This window comes from Nanhaiella sioensis (genome assembly GCF_046557775.1).
GTDB lineage: Bacteria > Bacillota > Bacilli > Bacillales > SM2101 > Nanhaiella > Nanhaiella sioensis.
In genome coordinates this window covers 3,843,046-3,863,934 of record NZ_JBKAEG010000001.1, presented here as the reverse complement: position 1 = coordinate 3,863,934, position 20,889 = coordinate 3,843,046, and the positions used below count along the sequence as shown (strand labels likewise).

Genomic DNA, 20,889 nt, shown 5'->3' with positions numbered 1-20,889 from the left:
GTTTCCTCCTTACTATGCGTTCGTAACACGAACTCCTTGTACATAAATATTTACAGCATCTACTGCTAGTCCGATTGTTTGATCTAACGTATATTTCACTTTTGTTTGTACATTATTTGCAACCTCGGAAATCTTCGTTCCATAACCAACTATAATATACATATCGATCTGAAGGTTATCATCCTCTTGTCGAACAATGACTCCCTTAGTAAAATTATCTTTGCGTAATATGTCCGTTAAGCCATCTTTAATTTGATTCTTTGATGCCATACCAACTATCCCGTAGCAGTCTATTGCAGCTCCGCCAGCAATCGTTGCAACCACATCGTTCAAGATTTCAATCTGCCCGTATTTTGTTTTTAGTTCAATGGACATAAACGTTCCTCCTTTGGAATTGTACACCTGATTAAGGTCATTTTACTATAATAACAATTTTTTTAAAAGTAATACTGTAAATTAGCCGACGGCTAATTATAATCTGCCCCAATACGTATCTGTCAAGTAGATTTTCTTGAAAGCTTCATATTGAACTGTTGCAATATGAATTGATGTGTGGTAAATTATATAAGTATTTCTTATAGCAAATATTGAAGTCTTTTTGAAAGCTTTATGGAAGTTAGGAGGGAGATAGACATGGCACGTAAATGTGTTGTTACTGGTAGAAAGACTCGTTCAGGTAATGCACGTTCCCATGCAATGAACGCTACAAAGCGCAAATGGGGTGCGAACCTTCAAAAAGTACGTATTTTAGTTGACGGAAAACCTAAACGTGTATATGTATCTGCTAGAGCTCTAAAATCTGGTAAGGTAGAACGCGTTTAATAAAGTATATTAACCGTTTGCATCAGTAAAAAAAGCACCTGACTATCGGTGCTTTTTTTACTATTCCTTTTTCTTAAAAGTCCCAAGCATTGCTCTAATAATTCCACCTAAAAATCTCGGTAATTTAATCGTATAAAATTTCATTGTTTCCCTCCTCACCAATGGTCCACGCATGACATTTCGATTCAATAAGCCTGTAATTTTTCTGTATAATTTCCTCTATAAGTATATTCAAGAATGCAAAAAAAGTACCTATTAACACTCTCATTAGCGGTATCAGTCTGTGCTTCTTACCATCAATAATATGCCACTAGTAAATGAAAAAGTACCTCGATCATCATTTAGTTCATTACTAATACATAATGTCGACCCTAATTTAATATGACAATTTTCTAATGGATATTTAAACCCAGATAATGATAGTTGCTCTATTTCTTTAGAAAAAGGAAGAAAAGATATGTAACGATAACTTTCATGTTTTTTTACAGAGTATGAACCTGGTTCATACATCGTCACAATATTTTGGGTATCAATTAAATGAATTTGTACGTCTTTTGCCAGTCCATTCACGAGAAGCTGTATATTGCCTAACAGATGATCTAATCTCCCCCCAGAACAGCCAAACAGTTGAATGGTTGTTGGTTGTTGTGCTAAAGCCCATTGAAGAGCAATTTCTATATCAGTTAAATCTTTTTCTTCCGGAAATATATGAACGTGTTTTAGCTGTTGTTCAATATACCTCATCTCATCTGCTGTAATAGAATCAAAGTCTCCAAATGCATGTCTCGGAACAATATCTGAATGGATTAAATATAACACACCTCTGTCAGCACCAACCCATAAGCACTCTTCACAGTTATACTGCTGAAGTGACGGAACATAACGAACAGGACCTCCACCTACAATATTTATGATCATTCCTACCATCACCTATCTTTATATTACGTTATATTTGTAAAAGCTCTTTTAATAAACTTTGTTACTATTGTTACAACATTATTTTAGCTATCTATTGTTGTTTATTCGATTACCATTGTTTTATCGAAGAAAGAGTACCACGAAATTGATCTGAAAATGTGTTTATGTTTTTAGGATAACTCGCAGAATTCCGTAGCCTACGTAAAAAAAGGATATCACCAAAGATATCCTTTCAAGTTCGTATGTAAGCTACCATTAAGAGAGTTTAGTTTATCCCTCGGATACTCTTAATAGCCTCTTTACGATTTTGTTTATTATACACTGCAGATCCAGCCACTAAGACGTTTGCTCCTGCTTCTACGCATATTGGGGCTGTTTCAACATTTACACCACCGTCAACCTCAATTTCAACTTGTAACCTTTTATCTTGTATCATCTTTGATACTGCTTCTATTTTCGGAACAACTGAACGTATAAATTGTTGACCTCCAAAACCTGGGTTCACTGTCATTAGTAATACTAAATCAATATCTTCTAGAATATGTTGAATTGATTCAACTGGAGTTGATGGATTAAGGACTACACCAGCCTTCACGCCGTGTTCTTTAATAAGGTGAATGGTCCTATGCAAATGAGGACATGCTTCTACGTGAACTGAAATAATATCAGCTCCTGCCTTTGCGAACAATGGAATGTATGTATCTGGATTCTCAATCATTAGATGAACATCTAGCGGTATATTTGTAATTGGACGAATCGCATCAACGATTAGAGGGCCTATCGTAATGTTTGGGACAAAATGCCCGTCCATCACATCAATATGAATATAATCAGCGCCTCCTTCAACCACATCTGTTATTTCATCCGCTAATCGTGAAAAATCTGCTGCTAATACTGAAGGTGCTACCTTTATCATACATTAATACCTCGGCTTTCTATCATTAATTTCTTGTAAAAAATGAATATAGTGATCATATCGATAAGAAGCTATAGTACCGGATTTTACAGCATCTTTTACAGCACACTTAGGTTCCGATACATGAGTGCATCCCCGAAATTTACAACGTGAACTTATGTCGCTCATCTCGGGGAAACAATAAGAAAGCTCATTCGCTTCAATATCGGTAAAATCCAAAGAACTAAATCCTGGGGTATCGGCGACTAACCCATTACCGATGGATAATAACTCCACATGACGCGTCGTATGTTTTCCTCTCCCTAGATGTGAAGAAATATCGTCTGTCTTTAATTCCAACTCTGGCCTGAGTGCATTGAGTAATGAAGATTTCCCAACACCAGATTGGCCTGCAAAAACAGAAATATGGTTATTCAAGAAAGGTGTGAGCTTTTGAATACCTTCCGTTGTAATCGACGATGTCAAAACTACTTCATATCCAATTTGGCGATAATCATCAGCATATTGGTGAATTTCTTGAATCAATGTCTCACTGGCTAAATCAATTTTACTTATACAAATAAGCGGCTCAATATTCTTTGACTCTATCAATACTAAAAAACGATCTAGTAATGCTGTGCTAAAAGCAGGCTCAAATGCAGAAAATACTAAGATTGCCTGATCAACATTAGCAATTGGCGGACGGTTTAATTCATTTTTCCGTTCCTTAATGTCCAATATATATCCTTCTTGATCATTATCTGCTTGATAGACAACTTGATCACCAACTAGTGGTGTAATATTTTTTTTTCGAAATACACCTCTACCTCGACATTGAACCGTTTGTCCATCGTTATACACGTAATAAAACCCACTCAAAGCTTTGATGATTTTACCTTCTAGCATTGACTCACTCCTACTATCTAGTCTTGAATATCTTTGTATCGAATCGTTTCTTCATAAAGAATTATTTTATCACGCAAAATTTTATATTCTGCTTTGCCGCCTTTCTCTATAATAAACTCAATTTTTTTATCAATCGTTTCAGTTATATCGAATTTATCGTATACCTCATTTATATATCTTTCCGCATCGTCAATATAAATAACGATTTCATTAAATGTATCTCCGTCATATTTAGGCTCAAAAGGTATTATAAAAGTTTGTTCAAGCGTCTTTATGGTCTCTTCTGGTTCTTCTGGTTCTTCCTCTTTGCCCTTTGATAAATAAACTATCACTTCAGCACCTTTATCTAACTCTGTACCTTCTTGTGGTGATTGTTTAAAAACCAAACCTTTTGCGACTTCATCATCAAATTCATCTTCTATTTTAATATTTAAACCTGTTTCTTCAGCATAGTCGTTGACTCCTTTTTGTGATCTTAGAGTCAAATCCTTCAATATTATTTTTTCGGGTCCCTTACTGACAGTAAAAATTACTTCCTGCTCATCCGGTATGACAAGGGAATCCGGATCTGGGGATTGATCAATGATTATTCCAGCATCATATTCATCACTTGACTGTTCCCTTTTAGTAACATCTGTAAAATTATGTTTTTCTTGCAATTGGTCTTTTGTTCTGTTGTAATCGTCCCCTATATAATCACCAAACTCAAATTTTTCTTTCCCACTGCTTCTATAAATATTTATTCCTGCACCAGGTTTTACCATAGCACCGTCTTCAGGATCAGTCTTAATAACAAGGCTTTCAATGACTTCATCACTTGTTTGATCTATTGTTTTTGTAATAACAAGATCTAATGCTTCAAGCTTTTTTACAGCTTCATCGTACTCCATATTTTTAACGTCGGGTACTGCAACATCATCTGGTGTTAATAAAGAAGGAATAAGGGTCACAGCTAAGACCGCCGCAATGACTAACATAAAAAACGTCGTAGTAATAATCATAGGAAGTCTTTTTCGCTTGTTTTTTTTAAGTTGTTTTGTTTCCTCAGATGATGGCTGTTGTGGCTCTTGTACCTTTGTTTTTTCATTAGCTAACAACTTCTCGTTAGTTAACACCGGAATCGCTTTCGTAACCTCATCATCTTCAACAGGCAGTGTGAATTTTTCTTCTGTCATTTTCTGCGGATCAAGAGCTGATCTTATATCAGCTTCCATGTCGTCTACAGAATCATACCTATGCAATGTATCTTTTGCAGTAGATTTTAAAATAATATTTTCTACACTTTGAGGGATGTCAGGATTCCACCTTTTTGGTGATGGTGTTTCTGATTGTAAATGTTTTAGTGCGATAGACACTACAGACTCGCCAGAGAATGGTATTTCTCCGGTCAACAATTCAAACATGACAATACCTAATGAATAGATATCAGATTTTTTATTCGCCAAACCACCACGCGCTTGTTCAGGAGATAAATAATGAACAGAACCTAATACAGAATTAGTATGTGTAATCGTAGTTGAGCTTAATGCCATTGCTATACCGAAGTCCGTAATTTTCACTGTTCCGTTATTGTTAACTAATATATTTTGTGGTTTAATGTCTCGGTGAACGATTTGGTTTTGGTGAGCGTGAGAAATTGCTGATGTCAATTGTTCCATAATATTTAAAGTTTCCTGCACTGACAAAGGAGCGTATGCTTGAATATATTGCTTCAATGTTTTTCCACGTACATACTCCATAACAATGTAATAAATATTATCCTCTTCTCCCACATCATAAATCGTCACTATATTAGGGTGGGATAAGCTCGTTGCAGCTTGGGCTTCTCGTCGAAAGCGTCTTATGAAATCCTCATCATGAGAAAAATCTAAGCGCAAAACCTTGATGGCAACCTCCCTGTCAAGAATCATATCTTTGGCAAGGTAAACGTTAGCCATTCCCCCTCCACCGACCACCTCAACAATATCATATCTATCATTTAGACGTTTTCCAATTAACATTTTAGATCACCTGCTCTCATATTCCGATGTATATTCGATGATCGAAAGCGTTATATTGTCCTCGCCCCCATGCTCGTTAGCAAGATCGATGAATGCATGAGCTTTCTCACTTAACGAAAGGTCAGACTGTAATGTCGAGGTAAATTCATCTTCTGATATTTTATTAGATAGTCCATCGGAGCATAATAGGAGTATATCATCCTCTTCTAAAATAATGGTCTTTATGTCGAGTTTGATATCCTCCTCAGTTCCTAACGCTCTAAGTAAAACATTTTTTCTTGGATGATGTTCTGCGTCTTCTTTGGTGATTTGACCTGAACGGACCAATTCGTTAACTAAAGAATGGTCTTCTGTAAGCTGAGAAAAGCCCGTATCATTTAGAAGGTAACAACGACTATCACCAATATGCCCAACTGTTGTAAAGTTAGATGTGCATAATGCTACGACTAAAGTTGTACCCATTCCATTACAGTGAGGATTGTCATGAGCATGTTTAAACAGGGCTTCGTTCACTTTCACGACATGCTCCATCATCCACTTCTCAGCTTCTTCTGGTGTGTTGATACGTTCATTGTTCTCCCAAAAATCTCGTAATTGATTACTCGTCATTTCACTGGCAACATCACCTGCTCTATGACCTCCCATACCGTCTGCTACGATTACAAGAAGATCTCCATGTTGATTTTTGAATATCCCACCATTATCCTCGTTATGAGGACGAACTTTCCCCTTGTCTGTGAGAAATACTGAATTCACAACGTTCACCTCGTCTCCTCTTTACGTTCCTTTGCACGTAATTGACCACAGGCTGCATCGATATCATGTCCATGTTCACGTCTGATCGTTACATTGATTCCACGTTTCTTCAACGTTTTCTCAAAAGCAAATATTTGATTTTTCGGCGTGCGTACATAATCGCGTTCTGGCACATAGTTAACTGGAATTAAGTTCACATGACAGTTAATTCCTTTTATCAGCTTGGCCAACTCTTCTGCGTGTTCAACTTGATCATTGACCCCACCAAACAAACCATATTCAAATGATACACGCCTTCCCGTTTTGTCAATATAATAACGTACCGCATCCATTAATTCCGGCAATTTATAAGCCCTATTAATAGGCATTAAATTACTTCTTATATCTGAATTTGGTGCATGTAGTGATATAGCAAAATTAATTTGCATGTTCTCATCTGCAAATTGATAAATTTTAGGAATAATACCACTCGTTGAAACTGTAATGTGTCTCGCACCTATGTTTAAACCTGCATCATCATTGATAATTTTTAGAAAGGATAGCATTTGATCATAATTATCAAATGGTTCACCAATACCCATTATCACAACATGACTGACACGTTCATTTAATTCATCTAACGCCTTTTGAACTGTTACAACTTGTGCAACGATTTCGCCGGCAGTAAGATTTCGTTTTAGACCACCTAAAGTTGATGCACAAAATGTGCAACCTATTCGACATCCAACCTGTGTAGTTACACAAACAGAATTTCCATAATTATGCGTCATTAACACGGTTTCTATTGAGTAACCATCATACAATTCGAATAAAAACTTCATCGTTCCATCCGATGATGTTTGTTGAATAATCGTTTTTAGAGTAGTGATCGAAAAATGTTGCACCAATAATTCTCTCAAACTTTTTGATAAGTTGGTCATATCATCGAATGAATCAACCCTTTTTATATAAAGCCATTCAAAAACCTGTTTAGCTCTATAAGACTTTTCACCATTCGACTTGAGCCAGCTTTGTAATTCTTCTAATTTCAACGAGTAAATAGAAGGTTTAATCTCATCATTAGTTGTATTGTTCTTTTGTTCTGTTTTTGTTGTATCTTCCATTTACATTACACCCGCTTTCTTAAACATGCTATATAAAAACCATCTGTTTTAAAATAATGAGGCAAAAGCTGAAGCTGTCCATTTTGAACATATGGACGTACATTTTCTGGGAGCCTCTCATTAATTGTTAAATCCTGTTCATAATCTTCATGTTCTAGTAAGAACTTATTGATGACATCGCTATTTTCAGCTTTATCTATTGTACATGTACTATATACCAATATCCCATCTTTTTTTAATAAAGGTGCTACAGCTTTTAAAATACTCATTTGGATTTCCGCTAACTTCAATACATCTTCCTCTGTCTTGGCATACTTGATGTCCGGTTTTCTTCTAACAACTCCTAGCCCCGAACAAGGTGCATCAACAAGAATTCTATCAAAGCTTTCTTGCGCATAATATTGCTGAACTTCTCTGCTATCAAGCACATTTGTTTCAACATTTGACAGCTCTAACCTATCTACCTGCTCTTGAACAAGCTTCACCTTATGTTTATGAAGATCAATCGACACAACTCGTCCTGTATTTTTTAATAGTTCCGCTATATGTGTAGCCTTCCCCCCTGGCGCACTACACGCATCAAGAATAGTGTTCTGCTCCTTTACATTTAAAGATTTAGCTACAAGCATAGAGCTTTCATCTTGGACGGTAAACAAACCTTCTTGGAAGGCTGTTGTTTTCGCAAGATTTCCTTTCATACTTTTTATTGCATCGTCTGACAGATCACCTTGTACAACGTCATATCCTTCATTATTTAGATGGGCTAACAGCTCGTCTTTCGTCAACTTATTCGTATTCACTCTAACAGTTTGAACTGGAGGCATCAAATTTACTTCACACATTTGTTTAGTAGCTTCATAACCTAATTGGTCAATCCAGCGTTTGATGAGCCATTTAGGGTGACTCGTTTCAATAGCTAGACGCTCATAAGGGTCCGTAATTTCTGCGAAGGAAGGAGCTCCTTCCCGTTGAAATGCTCTTAAAACCCCGTTTACCATTGAAGAAATACCTTTATGCCCCCGTTGCTTGGCAATTTCTACTGCTTCAAAAATGATCGCGCGGTCAGGGACACGGTCAAGGTATACCATTTGATAAGCAGATATTCTTAAAAGGATGTATACCCACTTTTCTATCTTACGTTTAGATTGTGTAAACGGACGTAAAAAATAATCAAGCGTCATTTTTCGTTGAATCGTCCCGTAAACTATTTCTGTAAGAAGACCGATGTCTTTGCTATTTAGGTGATTTTTTTCTATCATACGATTTAATAAAATATTGCTATACGATTGATTTTTTTCTATAGAAAGTAGTATATCAAGTGCAACATTTCTTACATTACTTTTTTTCATGTCCTTCTCCTAATTGTACACCAACTTGCAATAAAGAACCCATGCCACGTAAATATTCTTCAGCAGTCATGCGCTTCTTGCCTGCTGGCTGTAGCTCAGTAATTTTTATACTAGTATCATCGCCAGTGGATACGATAAAACCATCCTGTTCAATAGAGGTGATTGTTCCAGCTACGTGATCATTATGTGTACTCAACTTTTCTCCCCACCAAACTTTCATTACCTGTCCATCTAGCATTGTATATGCTACAGGCCATGGGTGAAGGCCACGAATCTGATTATAAATTGCATCTCCAGGTCTAGACCAATCTATTTTTTCTTGTTCACGCTTAATATTATAAGCAAAAGTAACTTCGTCTTCATGTTGTTTTGTTGCTTTAATCTCATTGTTTAGTAACAATGGAACTGTTTCTGATAATAGCTTAGCACCAGCAACACTTAACTTATCATGTAATGTACCTACATGATCAGTTTCTGCTATTGGAACCTCTACTTGAGTAATAATGTCTCCAGCATCAAGCTTCTTTTCCATATACATGATCGTAATCCCAGTTTTCTTTTTTCCTTCCATAATAGCATAATGGATTGGTGCACCACCCCTAAGTTCAGGAAGTAGTGAAGCATGAACATTAATACAGCCAAACTTAGGAGCTTCTAGTATTTCTATCGGTAAAAGTTGACCGAAAGCTGCCGTCACAATTAAATCTGGTTGTAAACTGAGCACCTTATCATACTCATCTTTTAAACTAAGCCTTTCTGGTTGTAAAATGGGTATGCCATGCTTTTCAGCTTCCACCTTCACAGGGGGTGGGGTCAAAACTCTCTTTCTTCCTTTCGGACGATCTGGTTGTGTTACAACTGCTATTACGTCGTATCCATCATTAATTAATTGTTGCAATACGGGAACAGAAAAATCTGGAGTTCCCATAAATACTACTCTTGTCATGCTCATCCTGCCCTTCTATAGAATAAATAAGTCCGTAACCATTTCATGACCTATTACCATTCATTATACGTTCTTACTTTACTAGTCCATACGTTAACTTTAAATTTCTTCTGTATTTAATCACATGAGTATGTGTGGATTTAAATCAATAGCAACAGATAAGTTATTTCTAAGCATCTCTACTTGGTATTTATCTATTATTTTCTTTAAAGCTAATCTTAGTTTGGGTTCATTTTTGTATTTTACCATGCATTGGTATCGATATCTATTATTTACTCGCGCCACCGGTGATGCTACAGGACCATATATGATTGTTCGGTCACTTAACTGTTGTCTTAAATATGCAGTAATTTTTTCAGTTATATCTACGACTTTTAATAATTGTGCATGTGAAACTGTAATTAATGCAAGATAATAGAATGGTGGGTATTGATGAAGCTTTCTAAGAACCATTTCCTTTTGATAAAAAATATCATAATTATGTTCACTTGCTAATTGAATACTATAATGCTCAGGTGTGTATGTTTGAATAACGACTTCACCTGGTAATTCATGTCGACCTGCTCGACCACTCACTTGGGTTAATAATTGGAAAGTCTTTTCAGATGAACGAAAATCTGGAATATGAAGTATTGTATCTGCTGTTAGTACACCAACCAATGTAACATTTGGGAAATCAAGCCCTTTAGCTATCATTTGTGTACCTAACAAAATATCTGCTTTCCCTTCACCAAAGTCATTTAATAAACGCTCGTGCGCACCCTTACGACTCGTTGTATCAACATCCATTCTAATTACTCGTGCATTCGGAATTACTTTAGTTAATTCTTCCTCGACTTTTTGTGTACCCGTTCCAAAAAAACGTATATGATCACTTTGACATTCGGGACATTCATTAACAGCTTGTTGTTCGTATCCACAATAATGACATTTCAGCTGATGTTCAGTTCTATGGTACGTGAGAGATATATCACAATGTGGACATTGGACGACAAAACCACAATCACGGCACATGACAAAAGAAGAATAGCCACGTTTGTTCAGCAGTAACACAGCTTGTTCTCCCTTTTCAATCCGATTCATTAATCTCTCAAATAATAGGGTAGAGAACATTGATCTATTCCCACTCCTAAGCTCTTCTCGCATGTCAACGATATCTACTGTTGGCAATGGTTGGTCGTTCATACGTTTAGACAGTGTTAATAGTTTATACACATCTTTTTTGGCTCTAGCAAATGATTCTAACGTCGGCGTTGCACTGCCAAGCACAACTGGACAATTATGATACTCACCTCGATAAATTGCAACATCTCGAGCATGATACCTAGGGTTTTCCTCTTGTTTATAACTCGTTTCATGTTCCTCATCAATAATGATAATTCCTACATTATCAAATGGTGCAAAGATCGCAGACCTTGCTCCAACTACAACGCTCACTTCATTCCTTTGTATTTTTCTCCATTCATCGTATTTTTCACCCGTGCTTAAACCACTGTGCATAACAGCAACTTTTGATCCAAATCTTCCTTTAAACCTTTTTACCATTTGAGGGGTTAATGATATTTCAGGAACTAATACGATTGCTTCTTTCCCTTTTTTAAGAACTGCATCAATTGATTGCAAATATACTTCAGTTTTTCCACTACCCGTTACACCGTACATTAAAAAAACACTATGAATTTCTTTTTCAATTTCACTTAATATTGGTGAAATGACTTCCTGTTGTTCATTTGTTAATGGTAATGGATGAGTTCTCTCAAATACACGACCTTCAAACGGATTTCGATACACTTCTTTTTCACGCTCGATTAGGAAGCTTTTATCCAATAATGATTTAATAGCAGAAGTGTTCCCAAACATTTGAGCTAGCTCCTTTTTGGAGATCTCAAAAGAATGTTCACGAAAATAGCTGAGTATTTCCTTTTGCTTACCAGCTTGCTTTGGTAAACTCTCTACAATGCGATCAATTTCATCAATAGAGATTCCCAAGCTAATTACTTTGTTTTTTTTCATTTTGGCACGATCTTTGACTTGATAAATCACTTCTAAATTACCTTGCCGCACTTCATTTTGAATATCATACAATATATCTGATTGTTCAAGTTCTTTCCATAGCACTGTCTGTTTGCTGCTAAACAATTGTTGTAATTGGTTTGGTAAGTCCTTTAAGCTTGCTGACGAGCTCAACTTTATTTCTTTATCATATTTTGCCCTCAACGCTGCTGGGAGCATTGCTTGATAAGCTGAAATAGTATAACAAAGTGCATAATTCGATAACCAAGACCCCAAATTAAGTAACTCATTATTCAACACTGGCGTAACGTCTAATATTGTTTGAATAGGCTTTAATTTATCAAAGTCTGAGTGGTTTTTTATTTCTACTACAAAACCTTGTACCTTTCTTGAGCCGAACGGAACAATCACTCTCATCCCTGCTTGAATAATCACAGTCCATTTAGCAGGGATTTCATAATCAAATGTTTTGTCAGTTTGATGTGCTGGAACATCAACAATTACGCTTGCTATTTTCATAGATGAACATCAACCATGTTTCTTATTTCTAATAATAAAGATTCAGCAACCTCTTTTTTAGTTAATAAAGGGAGCGCTATTTTCGTATGATCTTGTTTATAAATTGTGACGATATTCGTATCTACACCAAAACCAGCACCGTGATCATCAACCTTATTCGCTACGATCATATCTAGATTCTTTTTCTTCATCTTGGCTAGGGCATACTCTTCAACACGATCGGTTTCAGCTGCAAAGCCAATTAGTAATTGATGCTCTTTTCTTTCACCTAATGTTTTTAAGATATCTGTTGTACGTTCCATTTCAACAATGTAATCATCAGGTTGTTTTTTTATTTTCTGCTTCCGCTCATTCTTTGGACGATAATCTGCTACAGCTGCACATTTAACGACAATATCACTTTGATCATATAATTTCAGTATCTCATTCAACATATCTTGAGCAGATTCTACTTTTATGGTTTCAACATTTAACGGTGGATCAATGTTTGTAGGTCCAGATATTAAAACGACGTCTGCACCTAAACGAGCTGCTTCTTCAGCAATTGCATAACCCATTTTCCCAGAAGAGTAATTTGTGAAATAACGTACCGGGTCAATTCTTTCCCGTGTTGGTCCAGCAGTCACAATCATTTTTTTCCCTTTTAAAGGCTTTTTACTGTTAGAAAAATGTTCAGTTAATAGTTTAACGATATTTTCCGGTTCTTCTAACCTTCCTTTTCCAACGTATCCACACGCTAAATATCCTTCACTAGGCTCAATAAATTCATATCCAAAGCTTGCTAACTTGCTAATATTTTGTGTTACAGCTGGATGATCATACATATGGACATTCATAGCTGGAGCAACCCACACTGGCACAGTGGTTGCTAATAACGTAGTAGTTAACATATCATCAGCTATCCCATTTGCAAGTTTGCCGATAACATTTGCCGTAGCGGGAGCAATTAAGACGATGTCAGCCCAATCAGCTACATCAATATGAGAAATCTTAGACGGGTTTTTTTCATCAAAAGTGTCAATATATACATCATTTCTAGTAAGTGCCTGAAATGTCAGTGGTGTTACAAATTCACAAGCAGATTCTGTCATTATAACTTTTACATTTGCCTCAGCTTGAGTCAGCTTACTAGCTAAAGCCGCTGCTTTATACACAGCAATGCCTCCACTCACACATAACAATATATTTTTATTTAACAACATAATTCTCGCCACCTTGGAATGAAATTACTATTTCTGTATTTAAAAAGGCTCTTTTTTTTGTACTTTGTACTAATATTACCAAATTGGCATTCTAAAAAGTGGTTTATGTGTAGGTCATCGTTGTATTGAAGAAAAGATGCCACGAATGCTATCTATATAAGTGTTAAGCTCTTAATACGAAAAACAATCAATGTTGAAAAAAGCCATTTAAAAAGGCTCTTTTCATATACTTTGTACTAATATTACCAAATTGGCATTCTAAAAAGTGGTTTATGTGTAGGTCATCGTTGTATTGAAGAAAAGATGCCACGAATGCTATCTATTTAAGTGTTAAGCTCTTAATACGAAAAAACAATCAATGTTGAAAAAAGCCATTTAAAAAGGCTCTTTTCATATATTTTGTACTAATGTTACCAAATTGGCATTCTAAAAGTGGTTTTATGAGTCATCGTTGTACTGAAGAAAAGATGCCACGATCGTTAGCCATATTCATGTTAAGCTCTTAAAAAAGCTAAGATAAAAATAAAAAATGTATGAAAAACTATTGTTGATAAAAAAACAACCTAAGAATATAGGTTGTCATTGATCTATTTGAAATTTCTTATTTATTCTTATATGTTAGAATACCTTCATTTATTTCTTCTAGCGCCTTACCTACATATTTCTCTGATACCGTCTTTTCAAGCATTGCATTATTATTTTCTTGCATATCACGAGCCCTCTTTGACGCAACAGTTACAAGGGTATATTTTGAATGTAACTTCCCCATTAAAGAATCAATAGATGGATATAACATTTTTTTATTCAACCTCCAGCATTTTTCTATATCGGTTAGCAATTCTATCTCTGCGACAATGTTCTGCCGTAACGATTGCTTTTATGCGTTCACACGCTAGTTCAACCTCATCGTTTTCTACAACGTAGTCGTAAGCGTTCATCATTTCAATTTCTTGCCTAGCAGCGTTCATTCGATTATTAATTACCTCATTTGATTCAGTACCTCGAGTAGTAATTCTATTTTCTAATTCAGTTAAACTCGGAGGCATAAGGAAAATAAACAAGCCCTCAGGAAATGCTTTACGAACCTGCATAGCACCTTGAACTTCAATTTCTAAAAAGACATCCTTACCTTCTTGAAGAGTCTTTTCAACATAATCTACAGGAGTTCCATAGTAATTCCCTACAAACTCTGCCCATTCGAGCAGTTTAGATTGTGCTATTAACGATTCAAACTCTTCTCTTGATTTAAAAAAGTAATCCACCCCATCGACTTCCCCTTCACGCGGCTTACGGGTAGTCATTGAAATTGAATAATGTAACTTTATATCAGATTGTGAAAATAATGCCTTACGTACTGTACCTTTTCCAACACCAGAAGGTCCCGAAAGTACTATTAATAAACCTCTTTCTTTCATAACTTATTTTTGAACCTACCCTTCATCAGATAAATCATCCTTGTTTATTAAACGTTGTGCCACTGTCTCAGGCTGCACCGCAGAAAGAATAACATGTTCGCTATCCATCACAAGGACAGCTCTCGTTCTTCTACCGTAAGTTGCATCAATAAGCTTTCCACGATCACGAGCTTCTTGAATAATCCTTTTTATAGGAGCAGATTCAGGGCTGACAATAGAAATGATACGATTTGCTGAAACGATGTTACCGAAACCTATATTAATTAATTTTATATACATAACGGTTCCTCCTATATGTTACTTAATTAGTTTAGCCGTCATAGCTCTGCTGTAACCACTGAAACTTATTCAATGTTTTGTACTTGCTCCTTTATTTTTTCCAGAAAGCTTTTCATTTCAACAACATGCTGAGCAATTAATACGTCATTTGCTTTTGAGCCAATTGTATTTATCTCACGATTTAATTCTTGCACGAAAAAATCTAGTTTCCTGCCAATTTCTTGCTTACGTTGCATCGTGTCGAAAAAATGGCTAATATGGCTATTAATTCGTGTTAATTCTTCATTAATATCCGCTTTATCGGCGAAAATAGCAACTTCAGTTAGTAGTCGCTGTTCATCGACTGTACCTGATAAAAATTCAGAAATACGTTTCGTTATTTTTTCTCGGTATAAATCATACACAATTTCTGATCTTTTTGAAACGACATTCACGCTATTTTGCATTTTTTCTAATTGAGTTGATATATCAATTAGCAGTTGCTGTCCTTCGGAATAACGTGTTCTTTTCAACTGTACTACAGCATCCTCAATCGCTTCAAGTACTGTGTTCTCAATTTGTTCATTTCCACCGTCTTTTTCTTTAATCATGACGACATCATGTAATGAAAACAATTGCTTTATCGTTATTTGCTCTGGAAGCTTATATTTATCTATTGCAGTTTTAATCGTTTCGTAATATTGATCTAGTAAATGCCAGTCAACTTGAAGCGACCGCTCTACTAATTCATCACCTTCTATAGTAATAAATACTTCTATACGACCACGTTTTACATATGTAGAAATTAATTTTTTAATTTTTTTTTCTAATGCATATATGTATTTTGGCCCTTTAATGCTAACATCACTAAACCGATGATTTACTGATTTCATTTCAACAGTTACAGAATAATGCTCCAACTCAACTGTCGCTCTTCCAAAGCCAGTCATACTGTATACCATATAAACACACACCCATTTCAAGAGAACTTGTCTAAGCAAAGTTTAATGGTAGAGCTAGCCTCTATTCCACTATTTTACACATATAGATTCACGCATTAAGATAAAAAGGTAATAGAGTACACTCCATTACCAATTGTATTATATCATATAATTAAATTATTTTCTTGAAAAATGTGTAGTAGCAAGTAAAAAAGTTGGAATTGCAGATAATCCTAAAATTAGCAACCAATCGATTAACATGATTGAGGAAGTGTGAAAAATGACTTGTAGAGATGGTAAATAGATAACAACCATTAATAGTAAAATTGAAGATAGTACTGCAAACACTAGATAAATGTTTTCAAATGGCTTCCGTTCAAATATTGATCGTTCAGAACGACAATCAAATACATGAATTAATTGAGCCATGACTAACGTTGCAAAAGCAATTGATTGTGCATATTGTAATTCATTTGGATTACGGGAATATGTGATGATAAATGCTATTAAAGTAACTATCCCAATTAAAAAGCCTCTACTAATCACCTTCCATGCTAAACCTCTTGCAAAGACACCTTCAGTAGCACTTCTAGGTCTCCTTTTCATCACATTTTCTTCAGGCTGATCTAATCCGAGCGCCATAGCTGGTAAGCCGTCCGTTACTAAATTAACCCATAAAATTTGTATCGGAACTAACGGTAGCGGAAGGGCTAAAATCATAGCAAAAAGCATAACTAAAATTTCCCCTACATTGGAAGCTAGTAGATAACGTATAAACTTCCTAATGTTCTCATAAATATTTCTTCCTTCTTTTATCGCAGCTTTAATCGTTGCAAAGTTATCATCAACGAGAACTAAAGAGGAGGATTCTTTAGCTACATCTGTGCCGGTAATACCCATCGATATTCCAATATCGGCCGCTTTAATTGCTGGTGCATCATTTACTCCATCACCGGTCATAGCTACAATGTGACCTTGTTGTTGTAACGCTTTGACTATCTTCAGCTTATGCTCAGGAGATACACGAGCAAAAACATAGACATCATCAACAATTTCTTCTAATTCTTCAACGCTCATAGATGATAATGATGAGCCATCGAGGACTAAACCATGCTCAGGTAAAATATTAATCTGTTTTGCGATCGCTTGTGCAGTATTTACATGATCCCCTGTAATCATAATTGTTTTGATCCCTGCTTCATGACATTCCTTCACAGCCTGCTTCACTTCCGGACGAGGTGGATCAATCATTCCTTGTAACCCTATGAAAACTAAGTCTTTTTCCGCTTCAGTCTCCATACTTATTTTGTTATTTGAAGGGATTGGCTTGTAAGCTATCGCAATTGTTCTTAAAGCTTGATTGGCTAAACGCGCTATCGACTTTTCCACTTCATTACGATAATTGTTATTTAGTAGCTGTTTTTTATCATTCCACAAAATTGAATCACATTGTTTTAACAGGACGTCAGGAGCACCTTTTGTGATTACATATTGTTTTCCTTGTTTATCACTAGCAATAATAGACATCATTTTCCGAGAAGAATCAAATGGGAACTCTTTAATTATCTTAAACTCTTCTTGTAGTTGGTGCTTTGAAAGCTTCCCTTTCATCGCAGCTACAGCTAAAGCACCTTCAGTTGGATCACCATCAACAATAAATTGATTATCCTTCTCATTAATTTGAGCATGATTACATAATAATCCGAACGTAAGTAGTTGATAAAATGATTTGCTGGTTGTTGGGTCTACCTCTGTATCCCCATCAAAAAAACTGCCTTTAGGCTCATATCCTGTCCCTGTTACATTCCAGGTTCCCCCACCTGTCCACAAATGTGTAACTGTCATTTTATTTTGTGTTAACGTTCCAGTTTTGTCTGAGCAAATGACTGATGCACACCCTAAAGTTTCAATTGCAGGTAGTTTACGTACAATTGATTTCTGCTTTATCATCCGTTGAACCCCAAGAGATAATGCTACAGTTACGATTGCAGGTAGTCCTTCTGGAATAGCAGCTACAGCTAAGGATACTCCAGCCAAAAACATACTGTATAGATCGTGCCCTTGAAGCACACCAACAATTACAACAAGAAAAGTTAATATTAATGCAACACCAATTAAGATTTTTCCTAATTGTTCAAGGCGGCGTTGCAATGGTGTTTCAAGCGTTTGTTGCGACTGGAGTAAATTGGCAATCTTCCCCATTTCTGTTTTCATTCCAGTACCAATTACAATGCCAGTTCCACTGCCCCTTGTTACCATCGTTCCCATAAATGCCATGTTGCTTTTGTCACCTAGTGCAGTTTTTGAACCTAAAATTGGATTTATATCCTTCATAACTGGTACAGATTCTCCAGTTAGAGCAGATTCCTCTATTTCAAGACTGTTTGATTGTAATAACCTGACATCGGCACCAATCCGATCTCCGCTAACAAATTGGATTATATCCCCTGACACAAGTTCCTTAGATGGAATTCGACACCATTGTTTATTTCTTAACACATGTACTTGTGGGGCTGCTAACTCCTTCAGTGCCTCCATTGACCTCTCTGCTCTTCTTTCTTGATAATAACCAAGAAAACCATTAATTAAGACAATAGCAATGATTGCAATGGCATCAATATACTCACCTAACAATCCAGAGATAAAAGTAGCAATCAAAAGTATTAAAACCATAAAATCTTTAAATTGTGCTAAAAACAATAAAAAAGCAGAAGGTCGCTCGGCTTCATCCAATTCATTCAAACCACTTTTTTGTTGCCGTTGATTTACTTCTTGCTCAGTTAAGCCTGTTTCAGAGTTGGAATTCATCACTTTTTCCACTTCTTCTAAGCGCATTTCATGCCAGTTCATCCAACCTTCACCCCTTATACTATACGGTTATTTCAATTATCTCTAAGGACAGCTTATTCGCACTTGTCCAAAAAAATGCTATACTTTTCATGTTAATGAGTATTCAAATGATGGACAGGGTTTGTTTTCATAGCTAAGAAATTACGCAAAACAAAATTAGAAATAGAATTGGGTGAATGACAATGTCCTTTGATGGTCTGTTTACATATGCGATAACTAACGAATTACAACAATTATTATTAAATGGCCGTATTAGCCGTATTTATCAACCTTTTCAAAATGAATTAATACTACAAATTCGTTCGCAAGGAAAAAATCATAAGTTACTGATTTCTGCCCATCCCACATACGCGAGAATACATTTGACAGAAGAGCAATACAACAACCCACCTGAGCCACCGATGTTTTGTATGTTGCTAAGAAAGCATATAGAAGGTAGTATAATCCAAAGCATTCGGCAGGTTGGGCTTGATAGAATTATGATTATTGAATTAAAAGGGAAGAATGAAATAGGTGATGTTTCTCATAAACAATTAATTATTGAATTGATGGGAAGGCATAGTAACATTATTCTTGTTGATAAAGATGAGCAGGTGATTCTTGATTCCATTAAGCATATAACACCAGCCTTAAATCGTCACAGAACAATCTTACCTGGATTTGAGTATGTGGCACCACCGTCACAAGATAAGGAAAACCCTTTTTCAGTAACTGAAGATCGTATATTGAAAAAACTCGATTTTAACGCTGGTAAGCTTGATCAACAACTAGTTAATACGTTTGCTGGAGTTTCTCCCATGTTCGCTAAAGAAGTGATGTTACATGCTGGAATTGCAAACAGAAATTCATTACCTAAAGCGTTTATGACTCTCATATTAAAAGTGAAAAATATGGATATTTGCCCTCAAATAACAAGGGATGACTCGAAAGAGAGTTTTTATTTATTTCCCTTAGACCATATAAAGGGAGAGGTTAAAACATATTCATCACTCAGTACATTGCTCGATCGATACTACTATGGCAAGGCCGACCGAGAGAGGGTCAGGCAAAGAGCTGTAGACCTAGAGCGTTTTATTGATAATGAAAAAAAGAAAAACGAAAAAAAGATAAAAAAATTAACTAACTCATTAAATAAAGCCAAAAATGCTGATCAATATAAACTACTCGGTGAGTTGTTGACAGCGAATATATTTATGGTTAACCAAGGTGATAGTGAAGTTGACGTAGTGAACTATTATGACGAAAACGGAACTACTATAACAATACCTTTAGATCCAAGAAAAACACCTGCAGATAATGCCCAAAGCTACTACACTAAGTATCAAAAAGCAAAAAAATCCATAGCCTTCATTCATGAACAAATTAGCCATGCTGAGGAAGAAGTGATATATTTCGATTCACTTAAGCAACAAATTCAATCTGCAACTGCTAGCGATATCGAAGAAATCCGTGAAGAGCTTGTTGAAGGAAGATATATTAGATCTAAAAAGCACAAGGGCCAAAAGAAAAATAAACTAGACAAGCCCCAAATTGAACGTTATAAAGCAAGTGACGGGACAGAAATACTTGTGGGGAAAAACAATAAGCAGAATGATTATTTAACAAGTAAAGTCGCAAGAAAGGAAGAAGTATGGCTACACACAAAAGGTATACCAGGTTCACATGTTGTTATACGACATGACCAACCTTCCGATCAAACGATTTTAGAAGCAGCTAATCTCGCAGCATATTTTAGTAAAGCAAAGCATTCAAGTTCTGTACCTGTTGATTACACAAAAATTCGAAACGTGAAAAAACCAAATGGATCAAAACCAGGCTATGTTATTTATGACAACCAGCAAACGGTCTTTGTCACACCAGATGAAGATCTATTAATAACAATGAGGGTTTGACACTCCCACCCCTAAAGGAGCAAGCTGATAGTCTTACGGCATCAGTGGGATTCTCGAGTGATTAAACCGAAGTGCATTTCTGCTATCGGAGTATGACCTCGAGA

General features: G+C 35.9%; 19 protein-coding genes. 2 read left to right on the top strand and 17 right to left on the bottom strand.

Going from position 1 to position 20,889, the window contains the following annotated elements; genetic code table 11:
* Window positions 1-12 precede the first annotated feature (12 nt).
* Window positions 13-375 carry an Asp23/Gls24 family envelope stress response protein gene (locus V1503_RS18025; protein ID WP_320208655.1) on the bottom strand — a complete coding sequence of 121 codons (363 nt, stop codon included), beginning with the start codon at window positions 373-375 and terminating at the stop codon, window positions 13-15.
* A gap of 258 nt (window positions 376-633) precedes the next feature.
* Here V1503_RS18025 and rpmB point away from each other — a divergent pair, with 258 nt between their 5' ends.
* Window positions 634-822 (top strand): 50S ribosomal protein L28, encoded by a 189-nt coding sequence (gene rpmB / locus V1503_RS18020; protein ID WP_214482642.1) that lies wholly within the window; start codon window positions 634-636, stop codon window positions 820-822.
* Between the two features lie 60 nt (window positions 823-882).
* Here rpmB and spoVM read toward each other — a convergent pair whose 3' ends face one another.
* From spoVM to V1503_RS17940, 16 genes are all read right to left on the bottom strand, one after another.
* Window positions 883-966: a stage V sporulation protein SpoVM gene (spoVM, locus tag V1503_RS18015; protein WP_214482780.1), complete on the bottom strand. Its 84-nt coding sequence runs from the start codon at window positions 964-966 to the stop codon at window positions 883-885.
* A gap of 132 nt (window positions 967-1,098) precedes the next feature.
* Window positions 1,099-1,740, bottom strand: a complete 642-nt coding sequence (locus V1503_RS18010; RefSeq protein WP_214482641.1) for a thiamine diphosphokinase — start codon at window positions 1,738-1,740, stop codon at window positions 1,099-1,101.
* 265 nt (window positions 1,741-2,005) lie between these two features.
* Window positions 2,006-2,656 (bottom strand): ribulose-phosphate 3-epimerase, encoded by a 651-nt coding sequence (rpe, locus tag V1503_RS18005; RefSeq protein ID WP_410628579.1) that lies wholly within the window; start codon window positions 2,654-2,656, stop codon window positions 2,006-2,008.
* A 3-nt stretch (window positions 2,657-2,659) separates the two neighbouring features.
* Window positions 2,660-3,541 (bottom strand): ribosome small subunit-dependent GTPase A, encoded by an 882-nt coding sequence (gene rsgA / locus V1503_RS18000; protein ID WP_214482639.1) that lies wholly within the window; start codon window positions 3,539-3,541, stop codon window positions 2,660-2,662.
* A 17-nt stretch (window positions 3,542-3,558) separates the two neighbouring features.
* Complete coding sequence (pknB, locus tag V1503_RS17995) at window positions 3,559-5,541, bottom strand: Stk1 family PASTA domain-containing Ser/Thr kinase (protein ID WP_410628578.1); 1,983 nt, start codon at window positions 5,539-5,541, stop codon at window positions 3,559-3,561.
* Window positions 5,542-5,547: 6 nt separating this feature from the next.
* On the bottom strand, window positions 5,548-6,297 hold the full coding sequence (locus V1503_RS17990) for a Stp1/IreP family PP2C-type Ser/Thr phosphatase (protein WP_410629467.1): 750 nt from the start codon (window positions 6,295-6,297) through the stop codon (window positions 5,548-5,550).
* Between the two features lie 5 nt (window positions 6,298-6,302).
* Entirely contained in the window at window positions 6,303-7,400 is a 1,098-nt protein-coding gene (rlmN, locus tag V1503_RS17985) for a dual-specificity RNA methyltransferase RlmN (protein WP_410628577.1), read from the bottom strand.
* Between the two features lie 5 nt (window positions 7,401-7,405).
* Complete coding sequence (rsmB, locus tag V1503_RS17980; protein WP_410628576.1) at window positions 7,406-8,749, bottom strand: 16S rRNA (cytosine(967)-C(5))-methyltransferase RsmB; 1,344 nt, start codon at window positions 8,747-8,749, stop codon at window positions 7,406-7,408.
* Window positions 8,736-9,695, bottom strand: a complete 960-nt coding sequence (gene fmt / locus V1503_RS17975) for a methionyl-tRNA formyltransferase (protein WP_410629466.1) — start codon at window positions 9,693-9,695, stop codon at window positions 8,736-8,738. The genes rsmB and fmt overlap by 14 nt, the downstream gene beginning before the upstream one ends.
* 120 nt (window positions 9,696-9,815) lie before the next feature.
* Window positions 9,816-12,227: a primosomal protein N' gene (gene priA, locus V1503_RS17970; RefSeq protein WP_410628575.1), complete on the bottom strand. Its 2,412-nt coding sequence runs from the start codon at window positions 12,225-12,227 to the stop codon at window positions 9,816-9,818.
* Window positions 12,224-13,429: a bifunctional phosphopantothenoylcysteine decarboxylase/phosphopantothenate--cysteine ligase CoaBC gene (gene coaBC / locus V1503_RS17965; protein WP_410628574.1), complete on the bottom strand. Its 1,206-nt coding sequence runs from the start codon at window positions 13,427-13,429 to the stop codon at window positions 12,224-12,226. The genes priA and coaBC overlap by 4 nt, the downstream gene beginning before the upstream one ends.
* A 601-nt stretch (window positions 13,430-14,030) precedes the next feature.
* The gene (gene rpoZ / locus V1503_RS17960) at window positions 14,031-14,225 is read right to left on the bottom strand and encodes a DNA-directed RNA polymerase subunit omega (protein ID WP_214482777.1); all 195 of its coding nucleotides are present in this window, start codon (window positions 14,223-14,225) and stop codon (window positions 14,031-14,033) included.
* A gap of 4 nt (window positions 14,226-14,229) precedes the next feature.
* On the bottom strand, window positions 14,230-14,844 hold the full coding sequence (gene gmk, locus V1503_RS17955) for a guanylate kinase (protein WP_214482633.1): 615 nt from the start codon (window positions 14,842-14,844) through the stop codon (window positions 14,230-14,232).
* 15 nt (window positions 14,845-14,859) lie between these two features.
* Complete coding sequence (remA, locus tag V1503_RS17950) at window positions 14,860-15,123, bottom strand: extracellular matrix/biofilm regulator RemA (protein ID WP_214482632.1); 264 nt, start codon at window positions 15,121-15,123, stop codon at window positions 14,860-14,862.
* A gap of 65 nt (window positions 15,124-15,188) precedes the next feature.
* Complete coding sequence (locus tag V1503_RS17945; protein WP_320258963.1) at window positions 15,189-16,064, bottom strand: YicC/YloC family endoribonuclease; 876 nt, start codon at window positions 16,062-16,064, stop codon at window positions 15,189-15,191.
* Window positions 16,065-16,220: 156 nt separating this feature from the next.
* Window positions 16,221-18,893 (bottom strand): calcium-translocating P-type ATPase, SERCA-type, encoded by a 2,673-nt coding sequence (locus tag V1503_RS17940; RefSeq protein WP_410628573.1) that lies wholly within the window; start codon window positions 18,891-18,893, stop codon window positions 16,221-16,223.
* A gap of 182 nt (window positions 18,894-19,075) precedes the next feature.
* Here V1503_RS17940 and V1503_RS17935 point away from each other — a divergent pair, with 182 nt between their 5' ends.
* Entirely contained in the window at window positions 19,076-20,785 is a 1,710-nt protein-coding gene (locus tag V1503_RS17935; RefSeq protein ID WP_410628572.1) for an Rqc2 family fibronectin-binding protein, read from the top strand.
* The last annotated feature ends 104 nt before the right edge of the window (window positions 20,786-20,889 follow it).